Origin of the sequence: Rhodococcus sp. MEB032 (assembly GCF_030208925.1) — a bacterium.
Classification (GTDB): domain Bacteria; phylum Actinomycetota; class Actinomycetes; order Mycobacteriales; family Mycobacteriaceae; genus Rhodococcus_F; species Rhodococcus_F qingshengii.
In genome coordinates this window covers 763233-779991 of sequence record NZ_JARVSY010000010.1, presented here as the reverse complement: position 1 = coordinate 779991, position 16759 = coordinate 763233, and the positions used below count along the sequence as shown (strand labels likewise).

At 62.1% G+C, this 16759-nt stretch carries 18 protein-coding genes; 6 read left to right on the top strand and 12 right to left on the bottom strand.

The window, feature by feature from the left end; all coding sequences use genetic code 11:
- Positions 1-33: 33 nt before the first annotated feature.
- The 7 genes from QRN54_RS14040 to QRN54_RS14010 all read right to left on the bottom strand — a co-directional run bounded on the left by QRN54_RS14040 (position 34) and on the right by QRN54_RS14010 (position 5624).
- A complete protein-coding gene (locus tag QRN54_RS14040) occupies positions 34-357 on the bottom strand; it encodes a cupredoxin domain-containing protein (protein WP_080712742.1) in 324 nt (107 codons plus the stop codon).
- Positions 357-704: a plastocyanin/azurin family copper-binding protein gene (locus tag QRN54_RS14035; RefSeq protein ID WP_003940240.1), complete on the bottom strand. Its 348-nt coding sequence runs from the start codon at positions 702-704 to the stop codon at positions 357-359. Before QRN54_RS14035 ends, QRN54_RS14040 begins: the two co-directional genes overlap by 1 nt.
- A 27-nt stretch (positions 705-731) precedes the next feature.
- Complete coding sequence (locus QRN54_RS14030) at positions 732-2321, bottom strand: multicopper oxidase family protein (RefSeq protein ID WP_065351486.1); 1590 nt, start codon at positions 2319-2321, stop codon at positions 732-734.
- Positions 2318-3637 carry a hypothetical protein gene (locus QRN54_RS14025; protein WP_285182211.1) on the bottom strand — a complete coding sequence of 440 codons (1320 nt, stop codon included), beginning with the start codon at positions 3635-3637 and terminating at the stop codon, positions 2318-2320. The genes QRN54_RS14030 and QRN54_RS14025 overlap by 4 nt, the downstream gene beginning before the upstream one ends.
- Entirely contained in the window at positions 3634-4305 is a 672-nt protein-coding gene (locus QRN54_RS14020; protein WP_285182248.1) for a methylamine dehydrogenase light chain, read from the bottom strand. The genes QRN54_RS14025 and QRN54_RS14020 overlap by 4 nt, the downstream gene beginning before the upstream one ends.
- Before the next feature lie 75 nt (positions 4306-4380).
- A complete protein-coding gene (locus tag QRN54_RS14015) occupies positions 4381-4989 on the bottom strand; it encodes a redoxin domain-containing protein (RefSeq protein WP_019745575.1) in 609 nt (202 codons plus the stop codon).
- Between the two features lie 44 nt (positions 4990-5033).
- Positions 5034-5624, bottom strand: a complete 591-nt coding sequence (locus QRN54_RS14010) for a MauE/DoxX family redox-associated membrane protein (protein WP_285182210.1) — start codon at positions 5622-5624, stop codon at positions 5034-5036.
- A gap of 348 nt (positions 5625-5972) precedes the next feature.
- Here QRN54_RS14010 and QRN54_RS14005 point away from each other — a divergent pair, with 348 nt between their 5' ends.
- Both QRN54_RS14005 and QRN54_RS14000 read left to right on the top strand, forming a co-directional pair.
- Positions 5973-7511: an APC family permease gene (locus QRN54_RS14005; RefSeq protein WP_047271947.1), complete on the top strand. Its 1539-nt coding sequence runs from the start codon at positions 5973-5975 to the stop codon at positions 7509-7511.
- Positions 7508-8293 carry an IclR family transcriptional regulator gene (locus tag QRN54_RS14000; protein ID WP_020909339.1) on the top strand — a complete coding sequence of 262 codons (786 nt, stop codon included), beginning with the start codon at positions 7508-7510 and terminating at the stop codon, positions 8291-8293. The genes QRN54_RS14005 and QRN54_RS14000 overlap by 4 nt, the downstream gene beginning before the upstream one ends.
- Before the next feature lie 2 nt (positions 8294-8295).
- On the opposite strand, the gene cobU is transcribed toward QRN54_RS14000, so the two are convergent.
- From cobU to QRN54_RS13980, 4 genes are read right to left on the bottom strand one after another with little or no spacing between them, the layout of a single operon-like run.
- Entirely contained in the window at positions 8296-9618 is a 1323-nt protein-coding gene (gene cobU, locus QRN54_RS13995; RefSeq protein ID WP_285182207.1) for a bifunctional adenosylcobinamide kinase/adenosylcobinamide-phosphate guanylyltransferase, read from the bottom strand.
- Positions 9618-10406 carry an ABC transporter ATP-binding protein gene (locus tag QRN54_RS13990; RefSeq protein WP_285182206.1) on the bottom strand — a complete coding sequence of 263 codons (789 nt, stop codon included), beginning with the start codon at positions 10404-10406 and terminating at the stop codon, positions 9618-9620. The genes cobU and QRN54_RS13990 overlap by 1 nt, the downstream gene beginning before the upstream one ends.
- Entirely contained in the window at positions 10403-11437 is a 1035-nt protein-coding gene (locus QRN54_RS13985) for a FecCD family ABC transporter permease (protein WP_019745569.1), read from the bottom strand. The genes QRN54_RS13990 and QRN54_RS13985 overlap by 4 nt, the downstream gene beginning before the upstream one ends.
- A gap of 7 nt (positions 11438-11444) precedes the next feature.
- Positions 11445-12404, bottom strand: coding sequence for an ABC transporter substrate-binding protein (locus QRN54_RS13980; protein ID WP_285182204.1), 960 nt, complete (start codon positions 12402-12404; stop codon positions 11445-11447).
- Positions 12405-12712: 308 nt separating this feature from the next.
- Between QRN54_RS13980 and QRN54_RS13975 the strand changes: the two genes are divergently transcribed.
- The 3 genes from QRN54_RS13975 to QRN54_RS13965 are packed head-to-tail and all read left to right on the top strand — an operon-like array spanning position 12713 to position 15062.
- Positions 12713-13129 carry a GntR family transcriptional regulator gene (locus QRN54_RS13975; RefSeq protein WP_003939899.1) on the top strand — a complete coding sequence of 139 codons (417 nt, stop codon included), beginning with the start codon at positions 12713-12715 and terminating at the stop codon, positions 13127-13129.
- Positions 13126-13995, top strand: a complete 870-nt coding sequence (locus QRN54_RS13970) for an ABC transporter ATP-binding protein (RefSeq protein WP_285182201.1) — start codon at positions 13126-13128, stop codon at positions 13993-13995. Before QRN54_RS13975 ends, QRN54_RS13970 begins: the two co-directional genes overlap by 4 nt.
- Positions 13992-15062, top strand: a complete 1071-nt coding sequence (locus tag QRN54_RS13965) for an ABC-2 membrane transporter-related protein (protein ID WP_285182199.1) — start codon at positions 13992-13994, stop codon at positions 15060-15062. Before QRN54_RS13970 ends, QRN54_RS13965 begins: the two co-directional genes overlap by 4 nt.
- Position 15063: 1 nt before the next feature.
- On the opposite strand, the gene QRN54_RS13960 is transcribed toward QRN54_RS13965, so the two are convergent.
- A complete protein-coding gene (locus QRN54_RS13960; RefSeq protein WP_285182198.1) occupies positions 15064-15705 on the bottom strand; it encodes a DUF4232 domain-containing protein in 642 nt (213 codons plus the stop codon).
- Between the two features lie 190 nt (positions 15706-15895).
- Here QRN54_RS13960 and QRN54_RS13955 point away from each other — a divergent pair, with 190 nt between their 5' ends.
- Complete coding sequence (locus tag QRN54_RS13955; RefSeq protein WP_003939910.1) at positions 15896-16741, top strand: alpha/beta hydrolase; 846 nt, start codon at positions 15896-15898, stop codon at positions 16739-16741.
- Positions 16742-16759: the final 18 nt, after the last annotated feature.

The window sequence follows — 16759 nt, the reverse complement described above, 5'->3', positions numbered from 1 at the left end:
TCGAAGTCGCAGCGAAAAGTGATGAGCCAGTGTTCACAGCACTGTGATGACTCCGATCATGTACGGGTGCACGGAGCACGAATACTCGTAGACGCCGACGCTCTCGAACGTGTGCCGGAACGTTCCGTCTCCGGTGATACCACTGTCGAACAGGCCGGGTGATTCCACATGATGCAGGAGTCCACCGTCGTCGAAGCGCCACTCGACGGTGCCGCCGTGCTCCACGGTGACGTCCATCGGACTGAACTGAACATTGCTGATCTCGACCACCACGTCGGGGACGGGATCTTCTGTGCCGCAAGCTGGGACACACGTCGCCGCGACGGCGAGGCCGAAGCCGGCGATCCACCTCCTCACTATTGAACGATCACGGTGCCCACCATCATCGGGTGGGGCGTGCAGTGGTAGGTGAAGGTTCCGGCGTCGTCGAACGTGTACGAGAAGGTTCCCTCGGTGAGCAACTCGCTCTTCAGTTTCCCGTCGAGATCACCGTTGCCGACCACGTCGTGGGGGAGTCCGCTGTCGTCGAACTTCCATTCGACGGTCTGTCCCTTCTCGATGGTGACCGATGCCGGTGTGTACGCCATGTTCTTCACCTCGATCACGACTGCAGGTTCGTCCGACGACGCACCGGCATCACTACTGCAGGCGGTGAGGCTCAGGGCAGCGCACGCGGCCAGGAAAGCGGGAACGAGTTTCTTCATGAGGTGTTCTCTCCATTCTTCGACTTGTCAGCGGACGTAACGCAGATTTGCCGTCATGCCGGCCTCGAAGTGGTAGGCGTTGTGGCAGTGGAACATCCACTCGCCGGGATTGTCGGCGTCGAACTCGATGGCAAGCTCGGTGCCGGGTAGGACGTTGACGGTGTCGCGGCGAAGTCCGCCGTAATCCGGTACCGCAAACGTGTGGCCGTGGGTGTGCATGGGGTGCCACATCGTGGACGCGTTCTTCATCGTGATCCGGACCCGTTCGCCCTGTTTCATGACGAGCTTGCCTGCATCGGCCCCCGCCATTCCCCAGACGTACCGATCGCCGGCCTGGATCAACTCGATGCGGTAGTCGCGATCAGGCGATTTCGTCTCGAGCCGTGCGGATTCCGTGGGCCGGAGTTCGCTTTCGGTGACCAGTCGGCCGGCCAGTTCCGAGAGGTTTCCGCCGACATCCGGGTTCGCCAGCGCCAACGCGTCGGTGCTGCGTAGGACGGTCGACGCATAACCATCTCGGCCCTCGACCTTCGCCACCACCGGCCATGTTCCCGACTTCACCGTCACCAGCACGTCGTAGCGCTGCGCCATTCCGACGATGATGGTGTCGGCGGGAGTTGGTTCCACGTCGTAGCCATCGGTAGCGACAATTGTCATCTCGTGACCGGCCACAGCAAACCGGTACGGAGTTTCGGCGGCTGCGTTGATGATTCGCAGTCGCAGGGTCGAACCGGGCGCTGCAGTCACGACAGCAGGATCGTTGGGTGGCCGCCCGTTGATCAAGTGCAGTGGATACGCGATGTGTTGAGTCATCCCGCCGAGTGGTTCGGAAGAACCGTGTCCGCCGCTCACCAACTGTTGCGCGACGGACATGTCGGCTTCCGAGTGTTCCGCCGGAGTTGTTGCCCCACCGCCGTGTCCGCCGTGCCCGCCCGAAATTGCCGGGTTCAGGGCCATCAGGACGGAATCCGGTGTGGTACCCAATCCGTCGAGCCAGTCGTCGAGCACCAGAACGGCATCGATGTCGGCCCCGGTGATGTCGTTCGGGTTCTCGACGATCATGGCGCCGAAGAGCCCCCGATCGGCTTGTAATCCGCTGTGCGAGTGGTACCAGTACGTTCCCGGATCCGGTGCGATGAAGTTGTACTCGAAACTCGAACCGGCGCCGATGGGTGCCTGCGTGGTGGGTGCCGCGCCGTCCATGTCGTTGCGGATTCGAATTCCGTGCCAGTGCAGTGTTGTTTCGGCGTCGAGGCCGTTCTGGACGCTGACGTTCACCCGGTCACCGGACTTCAGGCGAAGTTCCGGAGCCACCGCAGCGCCTCCGTACGTCCACGTGTCCACGAGGCGTCCGCCAAGATCTACCGTCGAGAATCCGGCGGCAAGGGCAAACGCAGCGGTGGTCCCGTTCCAGGCTCGCGCCGATTCTGCGGCGGCAACTTCGGGGTCGGTGGGCAGGATGTAGTCGAGATCGGTTGTGGGCGTCGGAGATGCTGCAGTGGAACTGCATCCGGCAATCGTCCCCATTGCGCCGAGCCCGAGTGCTCCGGCGCCGAGTGCCCCCAAACTCAGGAAGCGGCGCCGGCCCATCACCACACCGGATCCGGGACGACTCATCGGAGTACTTCTGGTGTGATCAACCCGCTGACATCCCCGACGTTGCCCGAGACATCGACGGAACTGACCTGCTCGCCGGTGCTCGCGTTGTAACCCACGATCTTCTGCGGAGCGGAGCCTTCGACCTCAGGTCCCGAACCGAGCACGTAGAACGTGGCGCCGTCGACGGAAAAGGTCATGCTCTTGATGTCTGTCAAGCCGAGGTCTGCAAGCGTCAAGCTCTTCACCGGGGCGAAGGTCGTTGCATCGGACAAGTCGATCTTGACCAGTGAGCCTCCCCGAGCAGAGTCCGGATGAATAGCCGTGTCCGTGTACGCGATTGCGAGCCGGGTTGCGTCGGCGTTGATGACGTTCTCCGAGAATCGACCGGAGTCCTGCCCGGCGTTTCCGATCGGCTTGACACCTTCCTGAGGTAGTCCGTTGGAGAAGTCGAAGACGTACACATCGCCGTTCTCACTGACCAGCAAGGCTTTATTCGCTTTCGATGCCCACGTGACCTTGCGGGTGGAGACAAAATCCTCGGGTAGGACCTTGCTTCGGGCGGTTTCCTTCGGAACACCGTCGTCACCGATCGTGACGTGCAGCAGTTCCCGGGTGTCCTCGCAGACGCTGTACAGCTCGTGATCGACCATCCACGTGAACGGACCGCAGCCGACTATCTGGAGTGCACCGGTCGCTTCCTTCTTCTCGAGGTCGACCACTCTGATGCCGTACAAACCGTCGTCCCACGTGACGAAGAACTTGCCGTCGGAGGTCACGGCGTTCGAGCCGGGACGGGAATGTACGCGTGCGACGTCCGGAAGCATGACCTCGGCTGGTTCCAGTAGGTTCCCGGAGTAGGTGCTGACCGTGAAATCTGCCGCGCCGCGGGAACCTCGGGGCCGCCACACCTCGGCAGCGAGCACCGCAGGATCCTCGGCGGAATCCCCGACGAATCCGTGAATGACCGGATCCCAGATACCCGGGCCGACGGTGATCCGGCTCTCGGCCACACCGGTTTTCGGATCGATGACCTTGACGCTGAGCTCGAGTTGGCCGAATCCACCTTCGACGCCCAGCAAGCGGTCAGCTGCGATCGGGGTGATCGAACCGACGTGCAACGGCTCGGGAATGGTGTCGCCGATTTCCTGGTCGTCGTGACCGAGGGAGATTCCCTCGCCCGGTGCAGTGAACGGAACTGTCGGATAGGTGACATCACCTGCGCTGGAGGGTTCGTCGTTGTCGGACGAACTGCAACCGGCCAGCGCGAGTACGACGGTGAGTGGGATGACGGCAACGGCGGGTCGCGCCAGTTTTCGGGTTCGCGGACTGCTCATGATCCGGCACCGACCCTGGGGCGCTCGGCCGGTCGAGTCTGGCAGTCCTCACCGATGATGGGCGCCATCGTGCAGGTGTATGCCTGGGACTCGTCGGAGACACACCAGATGATTTCCTGGTCGTAGCTTCCGGAGACCGGGTTGTACATCACGGCCTGCATGTCCGGTTCGCCGCAGAATGCGTTGGAACACGAAGGCGCACCGCAGCAGTCGTAGTAGGCGATCAGATAGGTCTTGCCGGTATCAGGGTTGGTGCAGCATCCGACCCAGAACTCTGCGCCGGGCTTGCTGCCGGGGGCACAGGTGGTGACACCGCCGCCGTTGCATGCGGCACAGGACGTTCCGTCCATGTTGCACCAGCGCCAGTACTCGCACTCGGCCGGATCTTTACCGTCGTAGACAGGGACAAGAGGTTCGGGGCCAGGTGCCGGCGCAGGAACCTCGGGCTCTTGGGCGAAGGCACTACGTGTCACGGGAAGTGTGCTGATCAGTGCCACTCCTGACACACCCATGGTCCACTTGCCGATCCGACTGATCATGGATCGCCGCGAAACTCGTTCGGAGAGTTTACGTCCGGTTCGGCTGGTGAGCGAACCGCCCTGGCCCGCCATCCATTCGGCCTGGGCCTGAACTGTCGCCTCGTCGACGGGATATCGATTCTCCGTCATGTTGTGCTGCGGGAATTCATTGTCGTCCAACGATTTTCTCCTGATTCGTGAAGAGGATCGAACTGTGCAGGAAGATCAGGCCGCGCTGCCGGATTTCGCCTGGGCATGAAGGTGCTGGAGTGAGGGGGTGCCGGATTCGAGCGCATTGAGGAGGCTTTCCACCTGAGCCATGTGATTGCACAGGCCCTTTCCTCGGATCTTGCCGTGCTCGTCGAGAATCACGCCGTACGGAGTGGTGCCCACCTGGTATGCGATACCGACGTCTCGAGCGTCGATGTAACTGAGCTCGGAACCGATCCCGCTGCCGGCCAGGAACTCGCGATGCTCTTCGGGTGTTCCGTCGGAGATGATGATCACGTCGAGATCCGATTCGGCTCGGGCCATTGCCCTTACGCCGGGAAGAAGGCTCTTGCACGTCGAGCAACTCGGTGCTGTGAACAGCAGGAGTTGAGGTTTGTCGCGGTGACCACCGACTCCGACGGTCCGTCCTTCCTGATCGATGAGACCGGCAAACGACGGGCCGGCCTGTTCGACCTTGGGCCCGGTATCCATCATCCGGGCACCGAGAGGTCCGAGACGTACTTGTACGCGGCCGATTTCACGAGCCAGAGCAAGAACCATCAAGAACAGTACGGCTACGGCGATCACCAGGATCACTGTCGCGACAAGGAGGAAAGTGGTCATCGTGGTAGTCCTGCCTTCGAGTTTTCAGTGGTGGGGATGTAAGTTCACGAGCCGTACCGGGACGCGGTTTCGGCGGTTCGGAGGCGGATGGAGGCGCTCGACAGGTAGTCGTCGACCGGGCGTCGTCCGAGGTGGACCACCGAACGAATCTGTGCGAGAGCAACTCCAGCCAGGACGAGGAGGAATCCGAAGGTCGCCGCCACGACCTGGACGCCGATCTCAGCCTGTCCGGCGGTGACCGACAGTGCCACAGCGATCACCGCGAGTGTTCCGGCGCGAACGGCGTGGAACCATCCGATACGCGGAATCCCGCCGACTCCGAATGCAAAACATCCGCAGTCCAGATCGCGTCGCCCACGCAGGAGGTTGATCGTGAGGCCCGTGAAGAACGACGCGAACATGACGGCAGCAACCAAGGCGGCGAGGCGATGGGCCACGCCGAGAACCAGGAGGATGCCTACGACGGTTTCCGTGACGGGAAGGATGCGAGCGATAGGTACTTCGAGTCGCACCGGCAACACTTTGTATCCGCGCACCGAACGAAGGACCCCGTCGTGGTCGTTCAGCTTGGGAATGCCGGCGAGCAGGAGAACAAATCCGATGATCGCCGAAGTGGTGGCGCTGACCAAGTCCATGCTTCCTCCGTTCCTCTCGGGTAGTGCCGGTGGTGTGTGGGACACATCCTGTACGGGCGATGCTGCGAACCCGCGTCGACCGCGCTACGCCTGGACGAGGTGCAACTGAGAGAGCAGTTGTCGTGTGAGAATCGGAGAACTCGCAGGTCAAGGTGCTCCCGGAGGGGACGGATACCGTCGGCCGCCCTTGATCCGGCATGACGCTGGGTGGGAAACAGAGTCGGATTCTCACTTGAAAGTTCTGTGCGCGCCATCGTGGAAACTGCGCGGAAACATAAGCGGACTAACTTGACCGAATTCTGACAATTCGCTCGTAGGTTCGGGCCTGGACGCGACGGACGGTGACACATGGCCGTGAGTGCGGCACTGCGTGCGGCGATCACGCGAGCGCAGAATGCGGATCAACACAGTGAGCCCGTGTTCTCCCCGCTCCGTGGTCTCGGACGAGGACGTCTGACCCCGATCGACCTGTTGGGGCAATCACTTTCCACGATCGCTCCGGCAACGGGAATGGTGTTCATCGCCCTGTGGATGATCACCTACAGTCCCGGCTACGTCGGGTTGGCTGCGATTGCTGCGACAACTTCGGCGGTGTTTCTCGTTGCGTTCTGCATCACTCAGTTCACGCGGAGACTCGCCGCAGCAGGATCGTTGTACAGCTTCGTCTTCCAAGGCTCCGGTATCCGGGCGACACTGACGGCGGGTGCCGCACTGGTACTCGGGTATCTCGGAATCTCGGTTTCGGTTTTCTCGCAGGCAGTTCCGAGTCTGCTCGATACCATCGCCATTGTCGGCCCCGACGTGCGAGGGCCTGCCGCGACGGTGATCACGACGGTGGCGATTGCCCTGGCCGTCGCGTGGATTGCAGTGCGAGGCGTCCGGTTCGCCACCCGAGCGATCCTGGTCGTCGAAGCGTGCTCGTTGATTCTCATCGTCGTGGTCATGCTGGCGACGCACAGTGACACGACAACTGCTGTTGCCCTGCCGAATCCGTCGCTGAGTGCAGTTCCGTTTCTCGCGATGCTGACGGTGCTCAGCATGGCGGGCTTCGAAAGCTCGGCCTTCTTCGGCCCGGAAGCGAAACGACCACTCATTAGCGTCACACGCACGGTTCTCATTTCGCCGATCATCTGCGGGGTCCTCTTCGTTTTTGCGGCCTGGGCGGCGATGACCGGCCACGGCGCAACGATCGTCGGAGCGTACTTCGAAGGAACGGCATCCGGAGCCAGCGCGGAAGTGGTTCTGGCAGTCAAGATCGGAATGACGTGTTCCTGGTTCGCATCCACTCTCGGTTGTGCGCAGGCGGGTTCGCGGTTGTTGTACTCGATGGGGATCGAACGGGTACTGCCTGCGCCGCTCGCTCGCGTACACAGACGGTTCCGCACCCCGTACGTTGCGGTACTTGCGTTCGTCGCGGTAAGTGCGGCGGGCGTATTCATCTATTCGGATACGGTTCGCGACGATTCGGGATCCTTCGACGGCGTGGTGGAGACCGCGTTGGTCTGCGCTTACACGCTGGTGGCCTTTGCTTCGTGGAAGTTCTTGCGCCGAATCGGGGAACATACTTCGCTGACCCGGATATGCACTGTGTCCGTGAGCGTCGCCGGTGCCGGTCTATTGGTCTACATCGTTCTCGACGGTGCGGTTCACGGGATGTGGGCACTGCCGATCGCTGCTCTTGCTGTTGCTGTGTCGGGGACAGTGTGGAGTTCATTGCTTCGAAGAGCCAGACCGGAAAGCCTTCTGATGGTGGGCGCTTTCGACAGCGTCGAGACGGCGGACCTGTTGCCCGGTGCGGGCACTCTGCTGATCGACGGTGACGGGCGAAGGCGACTCGTTCCGGATCGTGGGACCGCCGAGGGTGACTCGCCGGAGCATGGGCGGTGACCGCGGACCGTGCAACCGCTGGTCCACGATCAGGCAAACAGATCGGCGACGAGACCCACTTCAGTGGACAACAACCGCGTGCGGTCCAGAAGGCGCTGGGGATGCTCGAGGCGGTGGCTCATCTGGGACCGGGAACAACCGCGAAGGAGATCGCCACTTTTGCAGGCGTTCCGTCGGCCACGGCGTACCGGATGCTGAATCTGCTGGTGGCGGAAGGCTTTCTCGTGCGGGTGCCGGACCTGTCAGGGTTCGCGTTGGGGCGTCGGACTGCCGAGCTCTCGCATGCGGCGTCGTCGAGTGGTCCGGCGCCGACGCTGCACGAGCGCGTCGAGGACATGCGGACACACACGAGGTTCGGATTGCACGTCGCCTCATTCGCTGGTGGGCGCTTGAGGTTCGTCGACAAGGATCCGGATCACGAGATCATCGGAATAGCGGCACTGGCCAAGAACCTTCACGCGAATGCGCTGGGGAAGGTTCTGTTGGCGCACGACGAGCGGCTGCTTTCGGGTTTGGAACTTCGCCGGGTCACGGAGTTCACCCTCGGTGATTTCGATGCGTTGTATGAGCAGTTGAGGTCTGTTCGCCTGCAGGGTTTTGCATTCGAGAACCAGGAATGTCGCCTGGGTCGATCCGCGGTCGCAGTACCGGTTCGAGATCACGCAGACCAGGTGGCCGGCGGGTTGTGTGTTCAGGGAGCGAGCGGGCGAGTGACGGACGAGGATCGAGAGTTGGTCGGTTTCCTACTCGATTGCGCGCGTCAGCTCACCGGATTGCTCTGACGTCACACGCGCAGGCTCAGGGGGAGCCCGGCGGTCATCAGGACCACGGACTCCGATTCACTGGCGATGCGGCTGTTCACCAGACCGAGTAGATCGCGGAACAGTCTCCCGGACTTCGTGTCCGGGACGACGCCGCTTCCCACTTCGTTCGTGACGGCGACAATCGGAACCGGACAGGCGGTCCAGGCGTCGGCCAACCGGTCGATATCTGCGTGGACGTCGCTGAGATCTTCTGTCGCCCACGCCTGATGTCGGTCCAGACGTGCGGTCAGCCACGTGCCGAGGCAGTCGATCAGGATCGGTGTTGTTGCGGCCACGAGAATTTCGGCGACCTCGGAGGTCTCTACCGTCGTCCACGTCGGCGGCCTCCGCGCGCGATGCGACGCAATTCGTTCGATCCAGTCGGGATCGTCGTCCAGCGGATCCCCGGTGGCGATGTACGTGACGTGCCGGTAGCCGGCAAGCAGGCCCTCCGCGTAAGTGGACTTGCCCGAGCGGGCGCCACCGGTGACCAGAGTTCGATGGCTCTGTCCTACCCCGATCTCGAGCACAGCTCCATCCGGAACCGCTCGCGCCCCTGACACACGAAGTGCTTCCGAGAGTTCGTTTTCGACGGGGTTGTGGTGCCCGAGGTGTACGGCGACCACATCGGTTCGATCGGTGATCGCGTCGCAGTTGCGGAGCCGCAACACCGTCTCCGCGAAACTCGACAGATCGTGGTGCCCGGTGCCGTGGTCGGTCTTGTAGCCGAAGGTCTCTTCGAGAAAGACGGCGTCGAAACGCGCGTCGGCAAGGGCGTCGACAGTTGATTCGGGCAAAGGCCCGGTGTCGGTGGCCCAGAAGATTCGGGTTCCGGATGCGTCGGTCATGTCGTAGAGAAGGGTGGGTACTTCGTGCGCGGCTTCGAGTGCGCGAACACGATAGGTGCCCAACATGATCGACTGGCCGGTCTCGAGCGGTGTGAAGGTCACCGGGTCATCCGGGCCTACCCAGTCTCGGCAGAGATCGAGCGCGTCGGGTGGTCCGAGAACCTGTAGTGGTTCGGTGCGCGAGGCCCAGGACCGGAACAGCAATGCCATCGGGCCGAGGTGATCGGGATGAGAATGCGTCAACAGGATGCGTTCGACGTGTGCCAGCGTTCGACCGAATCGCGACGCGGCACGCGGTACTTCGGGTCCACAGTCTAACAGGATTCTGTTGTCCACCAGGGCGGCAGTGTGCCCGCGGATGGTTTCACTCGACAGGGCGGCCAGGCAGGAAGGGCAAGTACAGAACGGGTTCGGCCAACCGTCGGCAGCACCGGTGCCGAGCATCACCAATTCCATCAGCGGGTGCCTTCCTGCCGAATCGGAACAACTATGGGACCGCTGGGCCGGTCCAGGATTTCGACCCGAGCGCCGTACACGCGGCCGAGGATGTCTGCCTTCAGCGCCGATGAGGGAGTGCCGTCGGCAACGACGCTGCCCTTGTCGAGCAACATGATTCGTCGACCGTACTGACCCGCGAGAGTGAGGTCGTGCATCGCGGCGATGACCGTGATGTTGTCGGCTTCACGCAGTTCCTCCACCAAGTCGAGAACCTGCTGCTGGTGACCGATGTCGAGCGCGCTGGTGGGTTCGTCCAGGAGCAGTACCTGCGGTTCTTGGGCCAGTGCCCGAGCCAGGACCGCGCGTTGCAATTCGCCACCGGAAAGTTCGGTGGCTCGTCGATCTGCGAACTCGGTGAGGTCGAGTCTCTCGATGACCGAAGAGATCACCGAACGGTCAGTGGCGGTTTCGGTTCCGAAGCGTCGTAGATAGGGAGTGCGGCCGAGCGCAATCAGTTCCTTGACCGTTGAGCCCTCGGGTACTACCGGACGCTGAGGCATCAACGCGACGACGGCGGACATCGCCTTGCGGCTGGAATTGCGAGGACTCAGCCCCCCGACCGAGAGCTCACCGGTAGACGGAATCAATCCAGCGAGGGCATGCATCAAGGTTGTCTTGCCGGCGCCGTTCGGCCCGACCACGGCAACCCAATCGCCTGGTGTCACATCGAGATCGATGCCGTCGACGACGTCCTTGCCGCCGAGGTTGACTCGGAGGTCGCGGCACCGCACTGCGCTGTCGGTCACGCCGAGACCCGGCTGCGGCGCAGAACCAGAAGGAAGAACGGAGCGCCGATCATCGCGGTTACAACCCCGATGGGGAGTTCGGCCGGTGCCATGACCGTGCGGGCGGCAACGTCGGTGAGGACGAGAAACGCCGCACCCAGCATGAGTGACAGGGGGAGAAGCAGTCGATGAGACGGGCCGACGACCAGTCGAACCGCATGGGGAACAACGATTCCGACAAAGCCGATCAGTCCACTTGCACTCACGACCGCCGCCGTTCCCAGAGTTGCGGCGAGCACCAGCACCAGGCGTGATCTGGCCGGGTCGACGCCGAGGCTGGCGGCTTCGACGTCACCTACGGCCATCACGTCGAGTACGCGTCGGTGTACCAGGATGACGGCAGATGCCAGCGCGACGTACGGCAAGACAACCAGAACTTCCGACCAACCGTCGGTGGACAGTCCGCCGAGTAGCCAGGAATAGACCTCGCGGAGTGAATCGTCGAACCGCTGCTGGACAAATGTCTGCGCTGCATTCGTGAACGCTGCGACTGCGACACCGGCGAGGATGATGACTACCGCGTTCTGCGGCCCGCCTATGCTTCGGCCGAGCGAATAAGTTGCGAACACGGCCAGCACACCACCGACGAAGGCGGCCATGGGAATTCCGAACATGCCCAGCGCTCCACCCGAAACGATGGCGAGGGTTGCGCCCAGTCCGGCTCCGCTGGAAACTCCGAGGAGATACGGATCTGCCAAGGGATTTCGAAACACGCCCTGGTAGGCTGCGCCGGCTACGGCCAACATTGCTCCGACCAACGCGCCCAGGACTACTCGCGGAAGCCGGATCTGCCAGAGAATCGCCTGCTGTGTTGCGGTGAGGCCGGAATCGAGGTGGATGCCGGGTATTCCGTCCAGAAGTTCGAGAATGGTCCGATCAGGCGTCAATCCGGCCGGCCCCACCAGAACACCGATCAGCAAGGCAGCGCACAGAATGAGCGCGGCGCCGAGCAGAACGGCGGTCCGATGTTGGGAGATACCGGCTTTGATCATCGAGTGCTCAGGCCGCGGGAACTTGGGCAACGATGGCCGCGACGGCCTTCACCTGGTCGGCGACACGAGGTCCCCAGCGGCTGGAGAGGTCTTCGTCGAGCACATGGATCTGGTTGCCGGTAACCGCTTTCATGCCGCTCCACCCGGGCCGAGCGGTGACGGATTCTGCTGTCACTCCACAGCATTGGGAGTCTGCGAGAAAGATGAGATCGGGATTAGCCTGCACCACGAATTCGGCGGACAGCTGCGGATAGTCACCCTGCCCCACGGCGTCGGCGATGCTCTTCATTCCGAACAGCGAGTAGATCTGCCCGACGAAGCTCGAACTCGTGACGGTGTAGAGCGAGGAGTCGAGTTCGTGGAAGTACGTCAGCGGCTGTTGGCGCGCAGGAACACTGGCGACAGCGGCGTCGATGTCCGAGCGCATGGTGTCGACAACTTCGGTGCCCTTGTCTTCGTGGCCGGTGGCCTTCGCGACGCGCTCGATTTGGGCGTAGACGTCGTCGATGCTTGTGGCTGCCGGTAGTAGGAGTGTCGGCACCTTCGCCTTTTGCAGTCCGGAGACAAGATCGTTCATGTCATCCGATGCGATCACCAGATCCGGTGCGTAGCCGAGGATGGCTTCGACGTTCGGTTGAAAGCCCGAGAGATCGGTGACCGGGATACCGGCCGGGTAGTCGGACTGATTGTCGACGGCCTTCACCTGATCGCCCGCGCCGACGGCCCACAGGGTCTCGGTGGCGCTGGGACTGAGTGACACGATCGACTGCGGACGTGACTCGATGGTGATGTCCGTGCCGGAATCCGTGGGACCGGAAACAACAGTCACCGGGAACGAGCCGTCCGAGGCCGCTGTGGTTGCGGGTGCATCGGACGTCGAGCTACTGCACGCACCGGCAAGCAGTGCGGTGCTCACCGTCAGTGCTGCAAGTACAGATCTGAATCTACGTGTCGGCCGAGTACTCACAGCCACCCCTCCGCTAGTGGTGAAGGGTCGCGAGCAGCGCGGCCGCGAGGCGAAGCGCCACGAGCGGTCCTTCGTCCGAGAACCATCGTGTCGCCACGAGGCCGGTGACCTGACTCGTTCGCCTCGAGTAGTGACGGGCGAATTCACAGTTGCGTCGACAGTGCCGGGGTTTCACCGAACTTCACACGAGCAGCGTGGCACCCCGGTGAACCGGGGCATCTGCACTTTACAGGGGTCGTCTGGCTTGACCCGGGAGGTCAAGGCAGGGTAAATATCTATTCCACTAATGAACTAGTGAAAGGGTTCGGATGATCGACTTCCGTATCGACCGCCGATCCGGCATTCCCACTTACGTGCAATTGGTCCTTCAGGTGAAGCAGGCGCTCAGGCTCGGTGATCTCCAAGTCGGGGATCGGCTGCCCACAGCCAAGGACGTCGTGGGAGCGCTCGCGATCAACCCGAACACAGTCCTGAAGGCCTACAAGGAACTCGAGCGCGACGGGCTTGTTGCCCCGAGGCCCGGATTGGGCACGTTCGTCGTGAAGTCCCTGGCCAAGCCCGGTATGGCGGAAAGCTCTGCGCTACGGCGCGAGTTGGCCCGCTGGGTGGCAGATGCCGTGGCTGCTGGACTCGAGCGCACGGACATCGAAGCACTGGTGAGTTTGGAACTCGAGAAGACGTTCATCGAAACGGATCCGTCCGGAAAGCAGGGGGAGACATCATGACTGAGCAACAATCGGCGCTCACGATGCAGGACGTGGACAAGCGCTTCGGTAAGAAGAAGGTGCTCGACGCCTGCACCTTCGAGGTCGCAACAGGAAGCATCACTGCCCTGGTCGGGGTGAACGGAGCGGGCAAGTCCACACTGATGTCCTTGGCGGTCGGGTTGACGATGCCTGACCATGGTTCGATCTCCGTCCTGGGCAGCACGCCGGATCAGGACGGCATCTGTCCAGGCCTGTCGTACCTCGCTCAGCACAAGCCGCTGTATCCCAAATTCACTGTTGCAGAACTTCTTCGATTCGGCGCATATACCAACGACGAGTGGGATGCGAAGTACGCTCTGGATCTGGTGGAGCGCGCTGGAATTGCTCTAGATGCGAAGGCGAAAGCCCTGTCGCCAGGTCAACGAACCAGGGTTGCACTGGCTTTGGCACTCGGGCGCAGGCCGCAGTTGCTTCTACTCGACGAGCCTCTGGCAGATCTCGATCCGGTGGCACGGCGGTCTGTCGCGACCACTCTGCTCGAAGACGTTGCCGAGTACGGCACCACAGTTCTGTTGTCTTCACACATCGTCTCCGAATTGGCAGACGTATCGGATCGACTTCTTCTGCTGGGCGGCGGAAACGCGAGATTGTCCGGTCCGTTGGATGAATTGATCTCTGCCCATTACGTATTGATCGGGGACGGCGACCCCTCGGACGTGGTCGGCGCCGGTGCGGTCATTCATACCGACAAGGGGATGCGGTCGAATTCTCACGTGGTGGAGGGAATCCGTCCGAGCCCTCGGGCCGGCTGGGTGATCGACGACGCAACTCTCGACGACGTGGTGCTCGGGCACCTGAGCGCAGAAACGATGGTGGCGGCATGATCTGGGTTACGTGGCGGCACCACCGGACATCGCTCGTTGTGTCATTGGGATTCATCGCGGCACTAGCAGTCATTGTCTTGTCGAGTGGTGCGATCATCAAGAGCAGCGGACAAACCCAACGCTTCGGATCGCCACTCAGTTGCTTCGACGACATCACCGCGATCTGCACGGCAGAGACGGCTCTCACCCTGACGACAGTGGTTGCTACTGCTCTGCCGGTGTTCCTCGGCGTGTTGATCGGGGTAACCGTGTTTTCGCGGGATGTCGAACAAGGAACACACGTACTGGGGCTTACTCAATCGGTCAGTCGGACTCGGTGGTTCTGGACCCGTGTGTTGATCGTCTTCCTGCCGATTTCTGTGGCTTCCGCATTGCTCGGATTTGCATTGCAATGGGCTCGATCCCTCCCGGATAACTCCCGGTATGGATTTGTTGCCGGGCGTTCGACTTTCGTCGAGATATCGAACCTGTCGTATCCACTCTTTCAATCCAGCGGACTGGTCTTGGGTGCGTACACATCCATGTCACTCTTGCTCGGAGCAGCACTGGCTTTGCTGGTGCGCAGTTCGATCGGCGCAATGGCGATCACGATGGTCGGTGTTGTTGCGATCCTGGCAGGATTTCAGTTGGTTGCACGACCCGATTACGCCGAGCCGAGTGTCCGAACATCACCCGTCGCCGGATTCAGTTCCTACTATTCGAGCGATACCAGTATCCCCGCGGTCAATTGGGAACTCGCGCAGGGATATGTCGACCTCCGAGGTAACTGGGTCCACGTCAAATACGACGAGTGCACGTGGGGTGGATCAGGCGATGAGGACCCGTACGACCAGCGCCCGGAGGAGACCGGCGCCGAGTACAACCTCCGCATGGATGTGCTCTCAGCGCAGCAGAACAGAGAGATGGAGATCTGTTTGCGGGAACACGGCGTCGACCACTACGAAGTTCGCTACCACTCGGATGATCGGTTCTGGCGTTTCCAGTTCACGGAAGCTGCACTCGTCCTGATCCTTTCAGGCCTGTTCCTCCTGCCGGCGCTCTGGGGTCTACGACGCCTCAAGCCGTGACTCAGCGGGCGACCGGCGCGACCGTCAGCTGGTTGATGTTCGCGCCGGTCATCGAGCAACCCTTGGTGGGGTAGGCGAGGAAGACCGAGTCGTAGCTGTTGGGCGGGTAAACCCTCAGTCCCGCAACGTCGGTCAGGCCGCACTGATCTTCCGGGTAGTTCTCGACGTTCGTAGCTCGCACCAAAGACGTTGCGGCAGAGCCAGGGGCAAGGGAGACGAGTGAACCGGATCCGGAGCGGCCGGCTGCAGCACCCACTTCGCTTCCGGACGCTCCCGTGACATACGAGACGCCGGGGAAACCGTCGAGCGTGCACGTGCGGCCGCCCGTGTTGGTGAAGACCACCGGAAGCTCCACAGAACCGGCGGCGCCACTCGACTCGCCGAGGGTGACGTTCAGTTCCCCGATCGCGCAGCCTTCGGGATTGGATGCCGTCGAGGTTGTGGTTTGGGTGTGATCGGTATGGGTCGTCGAAGGTGAAGCGGTGCCGGTCTGGGTCGTCGGCGCAGAGGCGGTCGTGGTTGAGGCGGGTGCCGGTGAACTCTCGGCCGTTCCCGTTTCATCCGAGCCGCAACCGCTGAGAAGGGCGAGAGCAGCAAGTGGAGCCGCCAACAAGCCGACGTTGCGCATGCGGTTGGGATTCATCGCTCTGTACTCCTCAGGCTGGTCGACAACTGTTTCCGAACATCCGTGTCCGGTATATCCGAGTTTGAAGCCGGATGTGCAGAAACGAATCAGGCTCGCCGGTGATCAGGACCTACTTCCCGGATGGATTGCCGCTGCGGATCTAGCATGAGAAATGACCTGTCCGGATCGCGACCACCGGGAGTAGCGCATGTTCACCTTCACCAGCGACGACGGAGTGGTCATTCATGTCCACGAATGGCCCACCGAGCAGGAACCTCGAGGGGTTGTTCAACTCGCGCACGGTATGGGTGAGCACGCAAAACGCTACGCACACGTTGCCGAAGCCCTGAATGCTCGCGGTTTCCACGTCTACGCGGCGGACCACCGCGGCCACGGTGAGAGCATGCACGCCGGCCCAGGCAACATCGGCGACGACGGCTGGAACCGCTTGGTGGCAGACATGGTGACCCTCACGGGCATCATCCGCGACAAACACCCCGGCCTGCCCGTCGTACTGCTCAGCCACAGCCTCGGTTCGTTCGCTTCGCAGCAGTACATCCTCGACCATTCACACCTGATCGACGCCGTCGCACTGTCGGGGACCACCGCGGTCGATCAACTCATCGAGAGCCTCGTCAACGACGGCCCGGACGTCCTCGCCCAGTTCAACGCCGAATTCGAACCGGCCCGTACTCCGCACGACTGGCTCAGCCGTGACGAAGCGCAGGTGGATCTGTACATCAACGATCCACTGTGTGGTTTCAGCCTGGACGACGCCGGCATGGGCGGGCTTATCGCAGCGGGACCGAGGTTCGTCGACGTCGAGGGCGTGCGACAAGACCTTCCGATCCTGGTCTTCGTCGGCACCTCGGATCCTCTCAACGCCGCGCTGAGCCGTACCGACGTCGCAGTCGAACGGTACAACTCGGCGGGGATCGAAGACGTCACCTATTACACCTATCCGGGTGCCAGGCACGAGATCTTCAACGAGACCAACCGCGACGACGTCATCAATGATCTGACGACGTGGATGGACCGCGTACTCGAAGCGTGACCGCCTCACCGGAAGGGG